Origin of the sequence: Enterococcus sp. DIV1767, from assembly GCF_050542585.1 — a bacterium.
In the GTDB taxonomy this organism is placed as follows: domain Bacteria; phylum Bacillota; class Bacilli; order Lactobacillales; family Enterococcaceae; genus Enterococcus_D; species Enterococcus_D innesii.
The window spans coordinates 1,912,436-1,930,029 of the sequence record NZ_CP172936.1 but is presented as its reverse complement, the minus strand read 5'-3'; the positions used below and the strand labels follow the sequence as shown (position 1 = coordinate 1,930,029).

The window sequence follows — 17,594 nt, the reverse complement described above, 5'->3', positions numbered from 1 at the left end:
AATAGATGAATCGAGTAGTAGTTACAGGATACGGCGTCACTTCTCCAATCGGAAATGACCCAGAAACATTTTTAGCAAGTTTACAAAACGGGACCAACGGCATCGGCCCGATTACAAAATTTGACGCAGAAGCAACAGGGATCTCAGTTGCCGCTGAAGTCAAAGATTTTCCGTTAGAAAAGTACTTCGTTAAAAAAGATACGAAGCGGATGGATCTTTTTTCCATTTATGGAATTTATGCGGCGTTAGAAGCGATGGAAATGGCGAAGTTAGATACAGAAACCATTGATGTGGATCGTTTTGGCGTGATGGTTGGTTCAGGGATCGGCGGCTTGCCAACGATTCAAGATCAAGTGATTCGGATGCATGACAAAGGAGCAAATCGAGTATCACCAATGTTCGTACCGATGTCGATTGTAAATATGGTTGCCGGCAACATTGCGTTACGGGTAGGTGCGAAAGGCATTTGTACGACGACTGTTTCCGCCTGTGCTTCTGGTACCCATTCAATCGGTGAAGCTTTTCGGAACATCAAGCATGGCTATGCAGATGTTATGATCGCTGGTGGTTCAGAAGCGACGATCTGTGAAATCGGTATTGCTGGTTTTGCGTCTCTGACGGCGTTAACCACTGAATCAGACCCTGACAAAGCTTCCGTTCCGTTTGATAAAAATCGTAGTGGGTTTGTCATGGGTGAAGGCGCTGGTGTCTTCATTTTAGAATCATTGGCGCATGCGCAAAAACGTGGGGCAACGATTTTAGGTGAAGTCGTAGGGTATGGTGCGAACTGTGATGCCTACCATATGACTGCACCAAACCCTGATGGATCAGGTGCTGGAAAAGCAATGAAATTGGCGATGCAAGAAGCGGCGATCACCCCAGCTGAAGTTGGCTACATCAATGCCCACGGTACAAGCACGCCCGCCAATGACAGTGCAGAAGCGACATCGATCCAATACGGATTAGGGGAAGACTATAAAAAACCATATGTCAGCAGTACAAAGTCAATGACTGGTCATTTGCTTGGGGCGGCTGGTGGAATCGAAGCCATTGCTTCACTATTAGCATTACAACATCAATTTATTCCACCAACCATCAACGTGACAGAACAAGATCCTGAGATCGACTTGAACGTTGTTATCAATCAAAGCCAACCAGCAGAATTGACCTATGCCATGAGTAATTCACTTGGGTTTGGTGGTCATAATGCAGTGATCTTGCTGAAACGTTGGGAGGAAGCGTAATTGGAAACACATGAGGTAAAAGAGCTGCTCAGCCAATTCGATCAATCGACGTTAACTGAGCTTCAATTAAAAAAAGAGACCTTTGAACTTTATTTTAATAAAAATACGACAAGTGGGCTACAAAATGCATCCTCTGCACCTGCGCCTGCTCCTGCAGCGAATGCTGCGCCAACTCCTGTTGCACCAACGCCTGCTGTCTCAGCAACACCTGACACAGTAGAAGTGGCAAAACCTGTCTTAGAGGGCAAAGAAGTTGTCTCTCCATTAGTGGGTGTCGTTTATTTGAAGCCAAGTCCTGACAAAGATAACTTTAAGCAAATCGGCGATCACGTGAAAAAAGGCGATATTCTTTGTATCGTTGAAGCGATGAAAGTCATGAATGAAATCGTCAGCGACGTCGATGGCGAATTAGTTGAAGTCTTGGTTGAAAGCGAACAAATCGTTGAATACAATCAACCATTATTCCGTGTGAAAGAAGGGTAAAGCAATGAGCGCATTAACGATTCAAGAGATCAAAGAAATCATCCCTCATCGTTATCCGATGCTTTTAGTGGATCGGGTAGAGGAGTTAGAAGAAGGCAAACGGGTCGTTGCGAAGAAAAACGTTACTATCAATGAGCCATTTTTCCAAGGTCATTTTCCCCATGAACCAGTGATGCCCGGAGTATTGATCGTGGAAGCAATGGCGCAAGCAGGTGCTGTGGCATTGCTATCATTGGAAGATTTTCGTGGGAAAACTGCCTACTTTGGCGGTTTAGACAAAGCGAAATTCAGAAAAAAAGTAACACCGGGCGATACCTTGATCTTAGAAGTAGAAATAATCAAAGTGAAATCTGCAGCCGGCATCGGCAAAGGAATTGCCTATGTTGATGGGAAAAAAGTGGCGGAAGCAGAATTGACTTTCATGATTGGATAGGTGAGACATGTTTTCTAAAGTATTGATCGCAAACCGTGGCGAAATCGCCGTACGTATCATTCGCGCTTGTCGCGAATTAGGTATTCAAACGGTCGCCGTTTATTCAGAAGCAGATAAAGAAGCGTTGCATACAGAGCTTGCCGATGAAGCGATTTGTATCGGACCTGCCAAAGCAGCCGACTCTTATTTGAATGTACAGCAGATCCTAAGCGCTGCGATCGTCACAAAGGCTGAGGCGATCCATCCTGGATTTGGCTTTCTTTCAGAGAATAGCCGCTTTGCTGCGATGTGCGAGGAATGCAATATCGTCTTTATTGGGCCAAAGAGTGAGACTATCGATGCAATGGGAAACAAGATCAATGCAAGACGCTTGATGATCGAAGCAGAAGTACCGGTCATTCCCGGAAGCAAAGGCGCGATTTCTGATGTGGAAGAAGCTTTAACGATCGCTGAAGAGATTGGTTACCCGGTCATGCTCAAAGCAGCAGCCGGCGGTGGCGGTAAAGGGATACGGAAAGTCGCAGATAAAGAAGCATTGCCGCATCATTTTGCTTCCGCACAGCAAGAGGCGAAAGCGGCATTTGGCAACGATGAAATGTACATTGAAAAAATCATTTATCCTGCTCGACACATAGAAGTGCAAGTGTTAGGTGATTCTTTTGGTAATATTATCCACCTTGGTGAACGCGATTGCTCGCTACAACGCAACAACCAAAAAGTGTTGGAAGAATCCCCTTCTGTGGTGATTTCTGAAAGCAAGCGAGCAGAACTAGGAGAAGCAGCGGTACGTGCCGCACAAGCGGTAGGGTATCGTAATGCTGGCACGATCGAGTTTTTAATGGCGGACACTGGGGAGTTTTATTTCATGGAAATGAACACTCGAATCCAAGTGGAACACCCCATCACCGAAATGGTGACAAACATTGATTTAGTCAAAAAACAACTTGAAGTCGCTAGTGGCGAACCGCTAGGCTTGACGCAAGCTGACATCAAGATGACGGGTGCGGCGATCGAATGTCGGATCAATGCAGAAAATCCAGCCTTCAATTTTGCACCCTCTCCTGGTAAGATCAACAATTTGTTTTTACCAAGTGGCGGTCTAGGCGTTCGTGTAGACAGTGCCATGTATTCCGGCTACACGATCCCACCTTATTATGATTCGATGATCGCTAAAGTGATTGTTCACGGTGAGAATCGTTTTGAAGCATTGATGAAAATGCAGCGGGCGTTAGCCGAATTAGTGACCGATGGTGTCATTACGAATGCAGAATTCCAAATGGACTTGATCAGTCACCCCAAAGTGATTGCGGGAGACTATACTACCGCCTTTTTACAAGAGGAATTTTTGCCGAATTGGACACCTGAACAATAGGAGGGAAGTTGAGTGGCTTTATTTAAGAAAAAAAACTACATTCGCATCAATCCTAATCGAGGTCAGCTGCCAACGAACGAACCAGTCGTCCCAGATAATCTTTGGGCGAAATGTCCTAGTTGCAAACGAACGCTTTATACGAAGGAGATGGGGGCGGAAAAAGTCTGTCCTCACTGCGGGTATAATTTCCGAATCAGTGCCTGGGAACGGATCGCTATCACGATTGATGAGAAAAGCTTTGAAGAATGGGACACAGATGTAACCACAAAAGATCCCCTTGATTTCCCAGGGTACCTGGATAAAGTCGCACAAATGCAAGAAAAAACTGGGTTGCATGAGGCTGTCCTGACAGGAGAGGCCAAAGTGCAAGGATTGCCGTTAGCAATCGGTGTCATGGATGCGAATTTCATCATGGGCAGCATGGGAACGGTCGTGGGGGAGAAAATCACCCGTTTGTTTGAACGGGCGATCGAAAAACAGCTACCAGTTGTTCTTTTTACCGCTTCAGGTGGTGCACGGATGCAAGAAGGAATTTTGTCACTGATGCAAATGGCAAAAATCTCTGCGGCGGTAAAACGCCACAGTAAAGCTGGCTTGTTTTATCTAACGATTTTAACGGACCCGACCACCGGTGGCGTTACCGCTAGTTTTGCGATGGAAGGGGATATCATTCTAGCAGAACCGCAAGCCTTGATTGGTTTTGCTGGACGACGAGTGATTGAACAAACCATTCGTCAGGAATTACCTGAAGATTTTCAAAAAGCAGAGTTCTTGCTAGATCATGGCTTTGTCGATCAAATCGTTCCACGGACGAACTTGCGGGAGAAAATCCACCATTTGATTTCTTTGCATACGCGGAAAGGATGGGATCGCAATGACTAGAGCAGCCCACGAAATCGTTGAACTCGCTCGCAGCAAAGACCGTTTGACGGCACTGGATTACTTTGAAGGCATTTTTTCTGAGTTTGAAGAGTTTCATGGAGACCGTCTATTTGGCGAAGATGAAGCCGTTGTTGGTGGGATTGCTTGTTTAGATGGCAAGCCAGTGACCGTGATCGGTATTCAAAAAGGCCGTAATCTGCCTGAAAACTTACGCAGAAACTTTGGCTCGCCACATCCGGAAGGCTATCGCAAAGCGTTACGCTTAATGAAGCAAGCCGAAAAATTTCAGCGACCTGTGGTCACATTGATCAATACAGCGGGGGCATTTTGCGGTATTGGTGCGGAAGAGCGCGGGGAAGGGGAAGCAATTGCCCGTAACTTGATGGAAATGTCCGATTTAACGGTGCCGATCTTGGCAATCATCATTGGTGAAGGCGGCAGCGGCGGTGCCTTAGCACTGGCATTAGGCGATGAGGTTTGGATGATGGAACATTCGATCTATGCCATTTTATCTCCCGAAGGCTTTGCTTCGATCCTATGGAAAGATGGCAGCCGTGCCAAAGAAGCTGCTGGTTTGATGAAGATCACTGCCCAAGAACTATATGAATTAGGTGTTATTGAAAAAGTGATTGCTGAAACCAATGAAGAGGCCTTTTTACCGAAAGAGCAATTGATGGAACAGATGAAAGCGGCAATCTCAACGAAACTTGCTGAACTTTCTACCTTACAAACAGAAGAATTGCTTGAGGCAAGGTATCAGCGTTTTCGCCGATTTTAAAAACTAGGGTATCCACTCTAATTAGAGGAAGGATATCCTAGTATTTTTTTATTGAAAGTGTTATTGAATAAATCGTGCAAATGACAAAGTTTTTAGTTTAAAATTTAATTATTCTGTGCTACTATGTATATATTCTGAATATAAGAAGATTATATTGCATAAATATTTGTTTTGAAGAGGAGCGTTTTTAATGAAAAAATTATTTGGAGCACTTGTTGTATTGACGGGGATTTTGGTTTTAGGAGCTTGTGGGAATGGCGGCTCATCGAGTACTGGAAGTTCTAGTGCCAGCGGTTCGGCGGATAATCAATTGGAAGCCATCAAAGCAGCTGGTGTGTTAAATGTGGCAACTTCTGCTGACTTTGCTCCTTTTGAATTCCATGCCTTGATCGATGGCAAAGACACGATCGTTGGGGCAGATATCGATATGGTCAATGAGATCGCTGATCGTCTTGGTGTTGAAGTAAATATTTTGGACCTTGATTTCAATGCTGTTTTGACTGCTTTACAACAAGGAAAAGCCGATATCGCTGTTTCAGGCATCTCAGCAACTGACGAACGTAAACAGACTTTTGATTTCACCGACAACTATTTTACACCAGAACAAAAATTAGTTGTCAATAAAAATAACGAGTCGGCATTTGATTCAATCGAAAGTTTAACTGGTAAAAAGGTTGGCGCTCAAAAAGGATCCATCCAAGAAATGATCGTCCAAGACCAATTAGCTGATTCGCAGTTAGTTTCCATCGCTAAAGTTCCCAATCTAGTCAATGAATTGAAACAAGGCTCGATCGACGGTTTGGTCCTTGAAAGTGCGGTTGCTGAATCGTATGTTGCACAAAATGATGACCTCGTGATCACTGATGTAGCATTAGAAGCATCTGAAGGTGATTCTTATGCAATTGCTTTACCTAAAGGGAGCACCGAACTACAAGAAGAACTAAACAGTATTTTGAAAGAATTGATTGAAGATGGTACAATCGATGAGTATGTACAAAAGAACACAGATCTAGCCAATGAAAATGCGGCGCAATAGATAGAACGGAGTAGACACAATTATGGATTTATCCTTTTTAGCGATATATTACCCTTATTTTCTTTCTGGTGTGGTGATCACCATCGTGATCTCTATCATCACCGTGATCTTTGGAACGATTCTAGGGGTGATTTTTGCCCTAATGAAATTATCAAAAGTGACGCCTTTGCGCTGGTTTGCTAATGCGTATATTGAAGTCATCCGCGGCACACCGATGCTGGTGCAAATTTTGATCGCTTTTGGTCTTTTGCAAGGAATGTTTGCTTTGCCGACGGTCTCAATCGGCGTGCTGAGTCTTGATTTTGGGCGGCTCTTCCCAGGGATCATTGCCTTATCACTAAATTCCGGGGCATACGTTGCTGAGATCGTCCGAGGGGGGATCAATGCCGTTGATTACGGACAAACAGAAGCGGCAGGATCTTTAGGGCTGCGGCCTTTTCAAACGATGCGTTATGTCGTGTTGCCACAAGCACTACGCAACATTTTGCCGCCACTAGGCAATGAATTTATCGTTTTGATCAAGGATTCCTCTTTGCTTTCAACGATCGGTATCTATGAGTTAATGAACAGTGCCCAGATCGTTGTCACCAGTTCTTTCCAACCATTAACACCTTTTTATGTAGCAGCGGTCATTTACTTCATCTTGACGTTTACGACTTCGCGACTATTGAGTTTATGGGAAAAGAAACTAGGCAAAGGCTATCGTCGTTAAAAGGAGAAGACAAGCTATGATGTTAGATATTCAAGATTTACACAAAAACTTTGGCAGCAATCAAGTGCTAAAAGGGATCACCACGACGATCGATCAAGGAGAAGTCGTGGTGGTGATTGGGCCATCTGGGTCAGGAAAAAGTACGTTTTTACGCTGTTTAAACCTATTAGAAGTACCGACAAGCGGGAAGATTTTTTTTGAAGGAACCGATATTACCGATCCAAAAAATGATTTATATAAGATGCGAGAAAAAATGGGTATGGTTTTTCAAAATTTTAATCTTTTTCCGAATATGACGGTTTTAGAAAACATTACCTTGTCCCCGACGAAAGTCAAAAAGGTAGCAAAATCGGCAGCGGATCAGTTGGCAAAACAACTTCTGAATGATGTCGGTTTACCAGATAAAGCAAAAGCTTATCCTCAAAGTCTTTCTGGTGGACAAATGCAGCGGATCGCAATCGCACGTGCTTTGGCGATGGAACCGGATGTGATGCTCTTTGATGAACCGACTTCTGCGTTAGACCCTGAAATGGTTGGCGAAGTATTGTCCGTTATGCAGCGTTTGGCTCAGCAAGGAATGACGATGGTCATCGTCACTCATGAAATGGGCTTTGCGAAAGAAGTCGCGGATCGGATTTTATTTATGGATCAGGGAATCATTATGGAGGAAGGAACGCCAGAACAGATCTTTGATCATCCGAAAAATCCACGAACCATTGATTTTTTGAGTAAAGTATTGTAAACTGCGAGAAGTTCGCAGTTGTTAGTGATAAATTTGGACCTTTCCTAAGCATCCTTTCAGTAAAAGGATGCTTTTTTGATGAAAAAAAGACTACTTTAAAGAAGTGATAGAACAAACGGTTGTCTTGGCAGGTTCCTTTTTCAGCTCTTTTACAAGAAACCTGCAGAAACTGGCGCACTTGCTAGTATTCAAAAAGATTCTATTGTATAATTACAGGTTGAAGAGGTCTGATCTTGATAGAAACCATCTGCGTGATTTTATGCAGATCGGACTGTTTCTTTTTAAGGATCGACAATTTGGATCGTTGACGAGTCGCCGATTTTTAATATGCGAAGAAATCATGCAGCAAAGGAGATTTTATGTTTTCAAATTATAAACCGACTTGGATGGTCGATGCGATTTATAAAATTACGCCCAGCCAACTTAAGGCACAGGGAATCAAGGGGATTTTGACTGACCTTGACAATACCTTGATTGCTTGGAACAATCCTGATGGAACCGAAGAATTAAAAAACTGGTTATTGGAAATGAAAAATGCTGGGATACCGGTAGTTGTCGTTTCCAACAACAATAGTGAACGAGTGGCACGGGCAGTTGCCCCCTTTGGCTTAAAGTACGTACACCGCGCACTAAAACCTTTTTCAAGAGGCATCAAACAAGGGTATCAGCAATTAGGTTTGAAAAAAGAAGAGGTCGTGATGATCGGCGATCAAATCATGACGGATGTACGAGGTGCCAATCGTGCCGGTGTTCGCAGTATTTTAGTGAAACCAGTGATCCCAACGGATTCTTGGAAAACCCAGTTTAATCGAGCGGCAGAAAGAAAAATCATGAACTATCTATTGAAACATAACCCAGAGTTAAAATGGCGTGGAGGAATTTAATATGACAGAAGGAATCGAAGAAATTCACTGTATCGGCTGCGGGGCATTGATTCAAACAACAAACCCTAACGAATTGGGTTACACCCCGCAATCTGCATTAGAAAAAGGAATTGAATCAGGAGAAGTCTATTGTCAACGTTGCTTCCGCTTGCGCCATTACAATGAGATTCAAGATGTTTCGCTGACAGACGATGATTTTCTGCGTTTACTGAATGAAATCGGAGAAAAAGATGCCTTGATCGTTAATGTCGTCGATATTTTTGATTTTAATGGTTCATTGATCCCAGGACTGCACCGCTTTGTTGGGAATAATCCTGTCTTATTAGTGGGCAACAAGGTGGATATTTTACCGAAATCTTTGAAAAAATCGAAGATGACCCAGTGGATGAAGGAACGTGCCCATGAAGCTGGCTTAAGACCCGTCGATGTATTATTGACGAGCGCCAAGAAACCAGGTGAAACGGAAGCTTTACTGCAAGCAATCGAAACGTATCGTGAAGGACGCGATGTGTATGTGGTTGGTGTGACAAATGTTGGGAAATCGACATTGATCAATCAAATCATCAAACAAACAGCGGGGATCAACGAATTGATCACGACTTCGCGTTTCCCAGGAACCACATTGGATAAAATCGAGATTCCCTTGGATGACGGACACTTTTTGATCGACACACCAGGAATCATTCATCGTCATCAAATGGCGCATTATTTAGGTAAAAAAGATCTAAAAATCGTGGCACCAGCCAAAGAGATCAAACCAAAGGTGTATCAGCTGAATCCAGAACAAACCTTGTTTTTAGGAGGACTTGCCCGGTTTGATTTCATTCAAGGAGAACGCAGTTCATTTATTGCTTATGTAGCAAATGATGTGGCGATCCATCGGACCAAATTAACGAAAGCCGATGAATTTTATGAGAAACATGTTGGTGGGCTGCTGCAGCCGCCACGAGCAGATGAAGTGGCGGATTTTCCTGAACTCGTCCGTTTTGAATTTTCAATCAAAGAAAAAACCGATATCGTTTTTGCGGGACTTGGCTGGATCACGATCACCAAACCGTGTGTCATCGCCGGGTGGGCACCAAAGGGTGTCGATGTGCTTAGACGTAAAGCATTAGTATAAGGAAGAAGGAAGATTATGGACTTACGAGGAAAACAAAAAAGATTTTTACGAAGTGAAGCGCACCATTTAAACCCGATTTTTCAAATCGGCAAAGGCGGCTTGAATGACGCAATGATGGCGCAAATTGAAGAAGCACTAGAAAAACGAGAATTGATCAAAGTCTCATTGCTCCAAAATACCGATGAGGTTGCTGACGAAGCAGCTGAAACGATCCGTGAGAAAGTCGGCTGTGAAGTGGTACAGATCATCGGACGGGTGATTGTTTTATTCAAACCGTCAAGCAAAGAAAAATACCAAACGATTTCAAGCAAAGTTCGTTCAATTTAGGAGGGAAAAGGCATGCAAGGACAAACATTTGGCAAGGTACAAACGGTCTTAGAAACACAAACACAAGAACTGGTACCGAAAAAGCAAGTGGGCATTCTTGGTGGAAATTTTAATCCAGTACACTACGCACATCTGGTCATGGGTGAGCAAGTAGGGCAAGCATTAGGGCTGGATAAAGTTTATTTCATGCCTGAGTATTTACCGCCTCATGTTGATGAGAAAAAGACGATCCCCGCTGAGCATCGTTTAGCGATGTTGGAGTTGGCGATCGCCGATAATCCGCGATTTGCTGTAGAGACCATTGAGTTGGAACGAAAAGGGAAGAGTTATACGGTTGATACGATGCGGGAATTGACAGCTAAGAATCCAGATACTAATTATTATTTTATCATTGGCGGGGATATGGTGAACTATTTACCAAAATGGCATCAAATCGATGAGCTGATGGAATTGGTAACGTTTGTGGGGGTTCGCCGCCCGGAAGTGCCCATTGACAGTCCATACCCGATTATTTGGATTGATATCCCCTTGATGGATGTCAGCTCAACGACAATTCGTAAAAAAGTACAACAAGGTTGTTCCGTTCGCTACTTATTGCCAGATAATGTGTTACACTATATTCAAGAAAAGGGGTTGTACTTGAATGAAGAGTGAACACTACACACAAGCAGAACGGGAACTTTTGATGCAAAAGGTCCAAATGCAGATGAGTCAAAAGCGCTTTGAGCATGTGTTGGGTGTCGAAAAAACCGCCGTTGCCCTTGCGGAAAAATATGGCGCTTCACCGGTCAAAGCCAGCATTGCTGCTTTGACTCATGATTATGCAAAGGAACGCAGCGATGAAGAATTTCGATTAGTCATTCGTAGAGATGGATTTGATTTGGATCTCTTGAACTGGAACAATGCGATCTGGCATGGACTCGTCGGTGCTGATTTCGTTCAACGAGAATTAGAGATCGATGATGAAGAAATCTTACAAGCGATCCGTTTGCACACCACCGGAGCTGCCAAGATGAGCCTACTAGATAAAATCATCTATGTGGCAGATTATATCGAACCCGGACGAACGTTTCCTGGAGTCGTTGAGGCTAGGGAAATCGCAATGATCGACTTAGATGCCGCTGTTGCTTACGAAACGAAACATACCTTGCTTCATTTGATCGAAACAGAAGCAGTTATCTACCCAAAAACGATCGAAACCTACAATTTTTGGGTAGCCAAATATAGGAGGGAATTACCATAGATAGTCAGAAAATATTAGAAATTGCTGTAAAAGCCGCCGATTCAAAACATGCCGAAGATATTATGGCATTAGATGTGCGGGAAATCTCTTTACTAGCAGATTACTTTGTGATCTGTTCAGGAAATAGTGAACGTCAAATCAATGCGATCATCGATGAAGTCATCGATAAAGAAGAAGAAAATCAAGTATCTGTTCGCCGTGTCGAAGGAAAAGATGGTGGAAAATGGGTCTTGATCGATTTAGGTGACGTGATCGTTCACGTATTCAGTGCCTCAGAACGTGCTTTTTACAACCTAGAAAAATTATGGTCTGATGCGCCGCTTGTGGATCTTAATGAATGGGTCGTGGCGTAATGGCTTACGAAACCTTCGCATTTGTCTATGACGAAGTAATGGATTCCAGTCTCTATAAAAAGTGGCTGGATTTTTCTTGTCGTCATTTAGGAGAAAGAAAACAGCTGTTAGAATTGGCTTGTGGAACCGGTGCGTTAGCCGTTGAATTTGCCAAGGCTGGTTTTGATGTGACTGGGTTGGATCTTTCAGAAGAGATGCTGATGATCGCTAGTCAACGGGCTGAAAAAGAAGCGGCAGTTGTGCAGTTTGTTGCGGGTGACATGCTGGATCTCGTAGATGTTGGCACCTATCAAGCAATTACCTGTTATTCTGACTCCCTTTGCTACATGGAAGACGAGCAGAGTGTGCAGCAAGTTTTTGATGGTGTTTACAGTTGTTTAGAAGAAGATGGCGTGTTTTTATTTGATGTGCATTCTTTATATCAAATCGATGAAGTCTTTCCTGATTATAGCTATCATTACCAAACCGATGAATTTGCCTTTCTTTGGGAAAGCTATCAAGGCGAAAAAGACCATAGCATTGAACACTTCTTGACCTTTTTTGTTGCACAAGAGAATGGCTTGTTTGAACGCTTAGATGAGCTTCATCAAGAAAGAACCTATCCTCTCGAAAGCTATTTAAGAATGTTAGAAAATGCTGGTTTTGCTAATGTTGAATGCTACGCCGATTTTATCGATACGAAACCAAATGAAAAAAGCCGTCGCTGGTTTTTTGTCTGCCATAAGTAACCGTTATGTAAAACAGGAGGGATGTCGATGAAGGCTTGCGGACTAGTCGTAGAATATAATCCTTTTCACCATGGACACCAATACCACGTGGACAAAGCCCGGCAAGTAACGAACGCTGATGTCGTCGTTGCGGTGATGAGTGGAAATTTTTTACAGCGTGGTGAACCGGCAATCATCGACAAATGGCAGCGAGCCCAAGCGGCATTGCAAAATGGCGTCGATTTGGTCGTTGAACTGCCATCCGCTTGGGCCGTCCAGTCTGCTGATTTTTTTGCAGCGGGAGCGATTAAGATCTTACAAGATCTGCAATGTGATTCTTTGTGTTTTGGAACAGATGCGAAAGAACCCTTTGACTATGCAAAGTTCGCTCAGTTTGAAAAAGAAAATCAGCGGATGATCGATGACGCATTCCAACGCATAGCTAGGCAAAATGCTACCTATAGTCAAAATATGAGTGCGGTCCTCAGTGAGCTTTATCCTGAGTACCATGTAGAAAAAGATCAGCCGAATCATCTGTTAGGTATGGCGTATGCACGGGAAGTGTTACATTATGAAAAACCATTGCGCTTGGTCCCCATCCAACGTGTTGCGGCGTCCTATCATTCAGAACAATTCGATCATCCAACGATCGCCAGTGCAACAGCCATTCGCCAAGCAATCAAACAAGGTGCAGCTGTTGCGGATTTTGTTCCTGAAGCCACACAAAACTTTCTTTCACAAGCAACAGTCGACTGGGAAGCCTTTTGGCCGTATCTTCAATACCAGATCATTTCTGCCCCTCTTGAAAAATTAGCGGCTATTTACCAGATGGAAGAAGGATTAGAATATCGACTAAAACAATATGTGACGGCGGCGGATTCTTTTGCAGATTTTATCAAGTTGTTAAAGACGAAACGTTATACCCAAACGCGCCTGCAGCGTCTTGCTTGTTATGTATTGTTCCAAGTGACAAAAGCTGAAATGAAGGAAGCCCAAGAACATCCCTTTATTCGGGTCTTAGGGTATACGAAGCAAGGGCAGCACTATTTAAAAGAGGTCAAAAAAGAGCTGACCCTGCCGCTGATCGCTAAATTCGGTAAGCAAGAAGCACAGCGCTATGGCTTGTCATTGCGGATCGACCAGATCTATCAACAAGGGAATGCTCAAATCACAGAACAAAATTTTCGAAGAATTCCGCTTTTTATTGATAAATAAGTGAAAATTACTTCACAGAACGCCATTTGACAAGTATAATGAATAAGGATTTTTAAAAACAAGAAAGCGAAGTGAAATCATGGGTCGTAAATGGGCAAATATCGTAGCGAAGAAAACTGCTAAAGATGCAAACAATAGCCGAGTTTATGCAAAATTTGGAATCGAAATCTACGCAGCAGCAAAATCGGGTGATCCTGATCCTCACGCGAACCAAAAATTACGCTTTGTTATCGAACGTGCGAAAACCTACAATGTACCAAAACACATTATTGACCGTGCGATTGAAAAAGCCAAAGGTTCTGGCGATGAACAATACTCAGAACTTCGATATGAAGGATTTGGACCAAACGGATCTATGGTGATCGTCGATACTTTGACAAACAACGTCAATCGGACTGCAGCCGATGTTCGGGCCGCGTTTGGTAAAAACGGCGGGAACATGGGCGTTTCAGGTGCAGTTGCTTATATGTTTGATAACACAGCATTATTTGGCTTTGCCGGTGACGATGCGGATGAGATCTTAGAATACTTGATGGACAAAGAGATCGATGTTCGTGATGTTGTTGAAGAAGATGGACAAATCATCGTTCACGGTGAACCAAGTGACTTCCATGCCATTCAAGAAGCCTTGAAAGAAAAAGGAATCACTGAATTCTCAATTGCAGAAATGCAAATGATTCCTCAAAATGAAGTAACCTTGACGGGTGACGATCTAGAAAAATTCGAAAAAATGATCGATGTGTTAGAAGATCTTGAAGACGTACAAAACGTCTATCACAATGTGGCAGACGCCGAAGAATAAAACGCACTTGGCAGCCTAGAGGTAATCTGGCTGCCATTTTTTGGTGTTTTTTTTTCAATGGGTTTTCCATTGCTTAGCCAAGTGAAAAAACAAGAGAGCGAGAAGCACTTCTCTTGAAAATTCTTCCAGATTCATTATCTTTTCAGTTGGTTTCTAGGCATTTTATATGTTATGATTTACTACATAAGCAAACAACTCGTTAGGGGGGCAGACATGGAAGAAAAAATCGTTTTAGAGCCATTTAATCGAATCTTAAGTGGTTTTGAGAAGCTAGCAGAAGTGTCTGTATCGATTTCTGACTGTTCGGCCCTTTGCCGAAAATATAAAAAGTATGGGGTAGAGGGGTATCGTTTGGGCGATTATCGTGGTTCTTCCTACTTAAATCGTTATTTAAACGTCGTGGTTGATCGCGCACCATTATTGATTTATAAAGAGCGTTTTTTGATTCCATTAGTCTTTCGCATGTCGGAATACTCTGAACGACTTTTTATCGATGAGTACCGAATGGAAGGGTTCTTCTTGCTGTTGGATTGGCTTTTAGAGCACCGACCAGAAAAAGCAATTATTGATTATAAACGAACGCGTGCTTTGCCTCACAGAAAAGAATTTGTTATCGATAGTTCATATGTACTTTTTCGATTGACAGAAATTCTTGATGGGGCTGGCTTCCCTCTTAGTCGCTTTACGACGATTGAGGAATTCAGTCAATGGAATCGTACCCATCGCTTGATCGATAACGGCAGTATCGGCCGACATACAAAATTATTCGTTCCAGAAGATCCAGAACACGTTTCTGAGCTGCAAATGATTTTAACCATCGTCGGGATGCGTTATCCAGAAACCCGCTTGTTTATCGGCGAATTAAAAGGCTAAAAAACATCACTTTCGACTGTTTCTTCAAATGAAACAAGCCGATCGTGATGTTTTTTGTTAGTTTTTTAGTCAATCTTTGATGCTTCTTGGAACTGATAAGTGGTAGGATCAGCTTTTGCTAGCAGCGGCAATTCCTCATGGGTGACGACGGTCAACTGATGCATCGCCCGTGTCGCCATTGTATAAAAAATCAATTGGTCTTGTTCAGTCACGAAAGTGGCACCTGGTGTCCAGACAAATACTTGGTCAAACTCTAGCCCTTTTGCTAAAAAGGCCGGGAAGATCATCACATTGCGTTTCATGAAGTCTTCTTCAGAGGTGATCAGCTGCACTTGTTCCTGCATTGTTTCTGCCAGCTGGGCATATAACTGCTGGCAATCCTTTGCGGTTTTACAAATGATCGCGGTGCGCCAACGCTGATTCTCAGCTGCGTCAAGAATACTAGTTTCTAGGAAAGCCAGATTTTCAGTTGCAGTTCCTTTAGTAATTACTGGTACCGCACCTTTACGAGCCGTCAATTCCACTTGATCACTGCCCACTAAAAATTGATTGGCGAAATCTGTGATTTCCTTAGTCGAACGATAGCTGGTTTTCAATTGATAACGTTTCACACGTTCGTGGGGGAATAATTCTGCTAATGCCCCGACGATCGTTTCATTGCCATACACTTTTTGATTCAAATCGCCGCAAAGGGTGATACCAGCCTTTGGATAAAGCTGACGCAGCAATGCCACTTGGGCAGGTGGGAAATCTTGCATTTCATCGATAAAGATAAACCGAGCTTTTTCTTCGACGTGAACAGGATAGAGCTGTTTAATCAGTAAGAAAAACAAAACGGCGTCTTCTTGTTTGATTTGTCTTTGGCGCATACCTTGACGAATGTCGGCAATACTTTGCTGCCAAGCCGCAGCCTCGATGCCAGTTTCTTTGACTGCAGCAGACTCAACCGATTGTAGAAAGTGTAAGTATTGTTTGGCTTGGTTGATAAACTGAAAGTTTTTCACTCCCCGCGTCAAGGAACGGAACTTCTTGCGGACGATTTGCTGTCTGAGCTTCTTCCGTAAACGGCGTTCGTTTTCTTCGCTGTATTCTTGATGAGGATCGTTGGCGAATACTTGTTGCAATTGTTCTTCGGTCGCTTCTTTGACCCAGTCTTTTTTGGCTTCATCTTTTTCCAAGCCGCCGATTTTTTTTAATAATTTCGTTTGAAGCAGTTGGGTTCTTTGGTAAATCGGCAGTTCATTATTGGTTTCTTGATACCAGCGGCGAATTTGTTCTTTTGTCAAATAGGTTTGCCCTTGGATTTTTAGATCACGGAACAAGGGACCAATCGGTGCGATCGAACGGACATAACGGTTGATTTTTTCCACCAAGAAAAGACTGCTTTTGATTTTTTCAATGGCGTCGTCGTCTCCGCTTAAAAAAGTTTCTTCTTGTTGGGTTTCTTTCGTCACTTCATAGCCAGTCAGAATCAATTGGATAAAGTGGTGGAAGGTTCTTGTGGGCACTTCACTTTCCCCTAAAGAAGGCAGGACCATGGAAATATAATCAGAAAACAAATGATTGGGTGAAAACAGCAAGACTTGTTTTTCATCCAGCCATTTGCGATTACGGTAAAGTAAAAAGGCGACCCGCTGCAACAAAGCAGAGGTTTTCCCACTTCCAGCAATCCCTTCGATCAGTAAGAATTTATTGGTGGTATCACGAATGATTTGGTTCTGCGCTTTTTGGATCGTTGAAACGATGTTACGCATTTGAGAAGAAGAGGCTTCATCCAAAATTTCCAACAAAAATTCGTCATTGATGATCTCCGAAGTATCGACCATCGACAAGATTTCACCATTTTGAATTTTAAATTGGCGTTTCAAAAGCAATTCTACCGTAAACCGATCAGTGTCTGTTTCGTAGAAGGTCTCACCAAGCTCTCCTTCATAGTAAAGATTGGCGATCGGTGCGCGCCAGTCAATGACGATCGTTTCTTCATCTTTGTCTCGTAATGAAGCGATCCCCAAATAGAGGGTCTCGGTCTCTTGTTCTTCTTTGAAATCGATTCGAGCAAAATACGGATTGCCCGCCATCGTTGTTAAGGTTTTGACGCGTTTTTCTTGCGATTCTGCGGTTTGGTATTTTATCAGCAATTCTTGTTCATGCTGCTGGTACTCGATAACTGATTCATAAAAGGCTTCACTGTCGCCCCCGCGAATTTTCTTATCGGCGATTTCTTTTAATTGATCATCCATTTTAGCGGCTAACTCTTGTTTTTGCTGCGAAAGGATCGCTTGTTCTCTGTGGATCAGAGCAATGGTTTCATTAACATGTTGTTGTTCTTTTTGACGTTCGTTCACGAAGGATCCTCCTTAAAAAAATTGCGACATAAAATTATAGCAT

The 17,594-nt window shown here is 43.1% G+C and carries 20 protein-coding genes; 19 read left to right on the top strand and 1 reads right to left on the bottom strand.

What is annotated here, in order from left to right:
* The first annotated feature begins 5 nt into the window (after positions 1-5).
* The 19 genes from fabF to IGI78_RS09200 all read left to right on the top strand — a co-directional run bounded on the left by fabF (position 6) and on the right by IGI78_RS09200 (position 15,206).
* Positions 6-1,244, top strand: a complete 1,239-nt coding sequence (gene fabF, locus IGI78_RS09290; RefSeq protein ID WP_016610185.1) for a beta-ketoacyl-ACP synthase II — start codon at positions 6-8, stop codon at positions 1,242-1,244.
* The gene (gene accB, locus IGI78_RS09285; RefSeq protein ID WP_008378185.1) at positions 1,245-1,727 is read left to right on the top strand and encodes an acetyl-CoA carboxylase biotin carboxyl carrier protein; all 483 of its coding nucleotides are present in this window, start codon (positions 1,245-1,247) and stop codon (positions 1,725-1,727) included.
* A 4-nt stretch (positions 1,728-1,731) separates the two neighbouring features.
* Positions 1,732-2,160 carry a 3-hydroxyacyl-ACP dehydratase FabZ gene (gene fabZ, locus IGI78_RS09280; RefSeq protein ID WP_005225895.1) on the top strand — a complete coding sequence of 143 codons (429 nt, stop codon included), beginning with the start codon at positions 1,732-1,734 and terminating at the stop codon, positions 2,158-2,160.
* A gap of 7 nt (positions 2,161-2,167) precedes the next feature.
* Entirely contained in the window at positions 2,168-3,532 is a 1,365-nt protein-coding gene (locus tag IGI78_RS09275) for an acetyl-CoA carboxylase biotin carboxylase subunit (protein ID WP_005225896.1), read from the top strand.
* A 12-nt stretch (positions 3,533-3,544) separates the two neighbouring features.
* Entirely contained in the window at positions 3,545-4,414 is an 870-nt protein-coding gene (accD, locus tag IGI78_RS09270) for an acetyl-CoA carboxylase, carboxyltransferase subunit beta (RefSeq protein ID WP_081118635.1), read from the top strand.
* Positions 4,407-5,192, top strand: coding sequence for an acetyl-CoA carboxylase carboxyl transferase subunit alpha (locus tag IGI78_RS09265; protein ID WP_077454372.1), 786 nt, complete (start codon positions 4,407-4,409; stop codon positions 5,190-5,192). The genes accD and IGI78_RS09265 overlap by 8 nt, the downstream gene beginning before the upstream one ends.
* 190 nt (positions 5,193-5,382) lie before the next feature.
* Complete coding sequence (locus IGI78_RS09260) at positions 5,383-6,228, top strand: transporter substrate-binding domain-containing protein (RefSeq protein ID WP_077454371.1); 846 nt, start codon at positions 5,383-5,385, stop codon at positions 6,226-6,228.
* A gap of 22 nt (positions 6,229-6,250) precedes the next feature.
* Positions 6,251-6,940, top strand: a complete 690-nt coding sequence (locus IGI78_RS09255; protein WP_005225900.1) for an amino acid ABC transporter permease — start codon at positions 6,251-6,253, stop codon at positions 6,938-6,940.
* A 16-nt stretch (positions 6,941-6,956) separates the two neighbouring features.
* The gene (locus IGI78_RS09250) at positions 6,957-7,682 is read left to right on the top strand and encodes an amino acid ABC transporter ATP-binding protein (RefSeq protein WP_081118634.1); all 726 of its coding nucleotides are present in this window, start codon (positions 6,957-6,959) and stop codon (positions 7,680-7,682) included.
* 359 nt (positions 7,683-8,041) lie between these two features.
* A complete protein-coding gene (locus tag IGI78_RS09245) occupies positions 8,042-8,566 on the top strand; it encodes a YqeG family HAD IIIA-type phosphatase (RefSeq protein ID WP_005225903.1) in 525 nt (174 codons plus the stop codon).
* 1 nt (position 8,567) lies between these two features.
* Complete coding sequence (yqeH, locus tag IGI78_RS09240) at positions 8,568-9,686, top strand: ribosome biogenesis GTPase YqeH (RefSeq protein WP_077454368.1); 1,119 nt, start codon at positions 8,568-8,570, stop codon at positions 9,684-9,686.
* A 15-nt stretch (positions 9,687-9,701) separates the two neighbouring features.
* A complete protein-coding gene (gene yhbY, locus IGI78_RS09235) occupies positions 9,702-10,013 on the top strand; it encodes a ribosome assembly RNA-binding protein YhbY (protein WP_005225905.1) in 312 nt (103 codons plus the stop codon).
* A 12-nt stretch (positions 10,014-10,025) separates the two neighbouring features.
* The gene (locus IGI78_RS09230) at positions 10,026-10,667 is read left to right on the top strand and encodes a nicotinate-nucleotide adenylyltransferase (RefSeq protein ID WP_081118632.1); all 642 of its coding nucleotides are present in this window, start codon (positions 10,026-10,028) and stop codon (positions 10,665-10,667) included.
* On the top strand, positions 10,657-11,256 hold the full coding sequence (yqeK, locus tag IGI78_RS09225) for a bis(5'-nucleosyl)-tetraphosphatase (symmetrical) YqeK (RefSeq protein ID WP_081118631.1): 600 nt from the start codon (positions 10,657-10,659) through the stop codon (positions 11,254-11,256). The genes IGI78_RS09230 and yqeK overlap by 11 nt, the downstream gene beginning before the upstream one ends.
* An 11-nt stretch (positions 11,257-11,267) precedes the next feature.
* Entirely contained in the window at positions 11,268-11,609 is a 342-nt protein-coding gene (gene rsfS, locus IGI78_RS09220; RefSeq protein ID WP_034695537.1) for a ribosome silencing factor, read from the top strand.
* Positions 11,609-12,337, top strand: coding sequence for a class I SAM-dependent DNA methyltransferase (locus IGI78_RS09215; RefSeq protein WP_081118644.1), 729 nt, complete (start codon positions 11,609-11,611; stop codon positions 12,335-12,337). The genes rsfS and IGI78_RS09215 overlap by 1 nt, the downstream gene beginning before the upstream one ends.
* 27 nt (positions 12,338-12,364) lie before the next feature.
* Positions 12,365-13,531, top strand: a complete 1,167-nt coding sequence (locus IGI78_RS09210) for a nucleotidyltransferase (protein ID WP_077454364.1) — start codon at positions 12,365-12,367, stop codon at positions 13,529-13,531.
* Positions 13,532-13,610: 79 nt separating this feature from the next.
* Positions 13,611-14,333, top strand: a complete 723-nt coding sequence (locus tag IGI78_RS09205; RefSeq protein WP_005225911.1) for a YebC/PmpR family DNA-binding transcriptional regulator — start codon at positions 13,611-13,613, stop codon at positions 14,331-14,333.
* Between the two features lie 213 nt (positions 14,334-14,546).
* Complete coding sequence (locus IGI78_RS09200; protein ID WP_077454441.1) at positions 14,547-15,206, top strand: hypothetical protein; 660 nt, start codon at positions 14,547-14,549, stop codon at positions 15,204-15,206.
* 65 nt (positions 15,207-15,271) lie between these two features.
* Here the strand turns inward: IGI78_RS09200 and helD are convergent, their stop codons facing one another.
* Complete coding sequence (gene helD / locus IGI78_RS09195; protein WP_081118629.1) at positions 15,272-17,551, bottom strand: RNA polymerase recycling motor HelD; 2,280 nt, start codon at positions 17,549-17,551, stop codon at positions 15,272-15,274.
* Positions 17,552-17,594 lie beyond the last annotated feature (43 nt).

Coding starts and splice junctions, on each gene's coding strand:
- IGI78_RS09275 (WP_005225896.1), top strand. CDS start 2,168: ATGTTTTCTAAAGTATTGATCGCAAACCGTGGCGAAATCGCCGTACGT.
- IGI78_RS09250 (WP_081118634.1), top strand. CDS start 6,957: ATGATGTTAGATATTCAAGATTTACACAAAAACTTTGGCAGCAATCAA.
- IGI78_RS09205 (WP_005225911.1), top strand. CDS start 13,611: ATGGGTCGTAAATGGGCAAATATCGTAGCGAAGAAAACTGCTAAAGAT.
- IGI78_RS09245 (WP_005225903.1), top strand. CDS start 8,042: ATGTTTTCAAATTATAAACCGACTTGGATGGTCGATGCGATTTATAAA.
- yqeK (WP_081118631.1), top strand. CDS start 10,657: ATGAAGAGTGAACACTACACACAAGCAGAACGGGAACTTTTGATGCAA.
- IGI78_RS09265 (WP_077454372.1), top strand. CDS start 4,407: ATGACTAGAGCAGCCCACGAAATCGTTGAACTCGCTCGCAGCAAAGAC.
- yqeH (WP_077454368.1), top strand. CDS start 8,568: ATGACAGAAGGAATCGAAGAAATTCACTGTATCGGCTGCGGGGCATTG.
- IGI78_RS09200 (WP_077454441.1), top strand. CDS start 14,547: ATGGAAGAAAAAATCGTTTTAGAGCCATTTAATCGAATCTTAAGTGGT.
- fabZ (WP_005225895.1), top strand. CDS start 1,732: ATGAGCGCATTAACGATTCAAGAGATCAAAGAAATCATCCCTCATCGT.
- IGI78_RS09210 (WP_077454364.1), top strand. CDS start 12,365: ATGAAGGCTTGCGGACTAGTCGTAGAATATAATCCTTTTCACCATGGA.
- IGI78_RS09255 (WP_005225900.1), top strand. CDS start 6,251: ATGGATTTATCCTTTTTAGCGATATATTACCCTTATTTTCTTTCTGGT.
- fabF (WP_016610185.1), top strand. CDS start 6: ATGAATCGAGTAGTAGTTACAGGATACGGCGTCACTTCTCCAATCGGA.
- IGI78_RS09215 (WP_081118644.1), top strand. CDS start 11,609: ATGGCTTACGAAACCTTCGCATTTGTCTATGACGAAGTAATGGATTCC.
- IGI78_RS09230 (WP_081118632.1), top strand. CDS start 10,026: ATGCAAGGACAAACATTTGGCAAGGTACAAACGGTCTTAGAAACACAA.
- yhbY (WP_005225905.1), top strand. CDS start 9,702: ATGGACTTACGAGGAAAACAAAAAAGATTTTTACGAAGTGAAGCGCAC.
- IGI78_RS09260 (WP_077454371.1), top strand. CDS start 5,383: ATGAAAAAATTATTTGGAGCACTTGTTGTATTGACGGGGATTTTGGTT.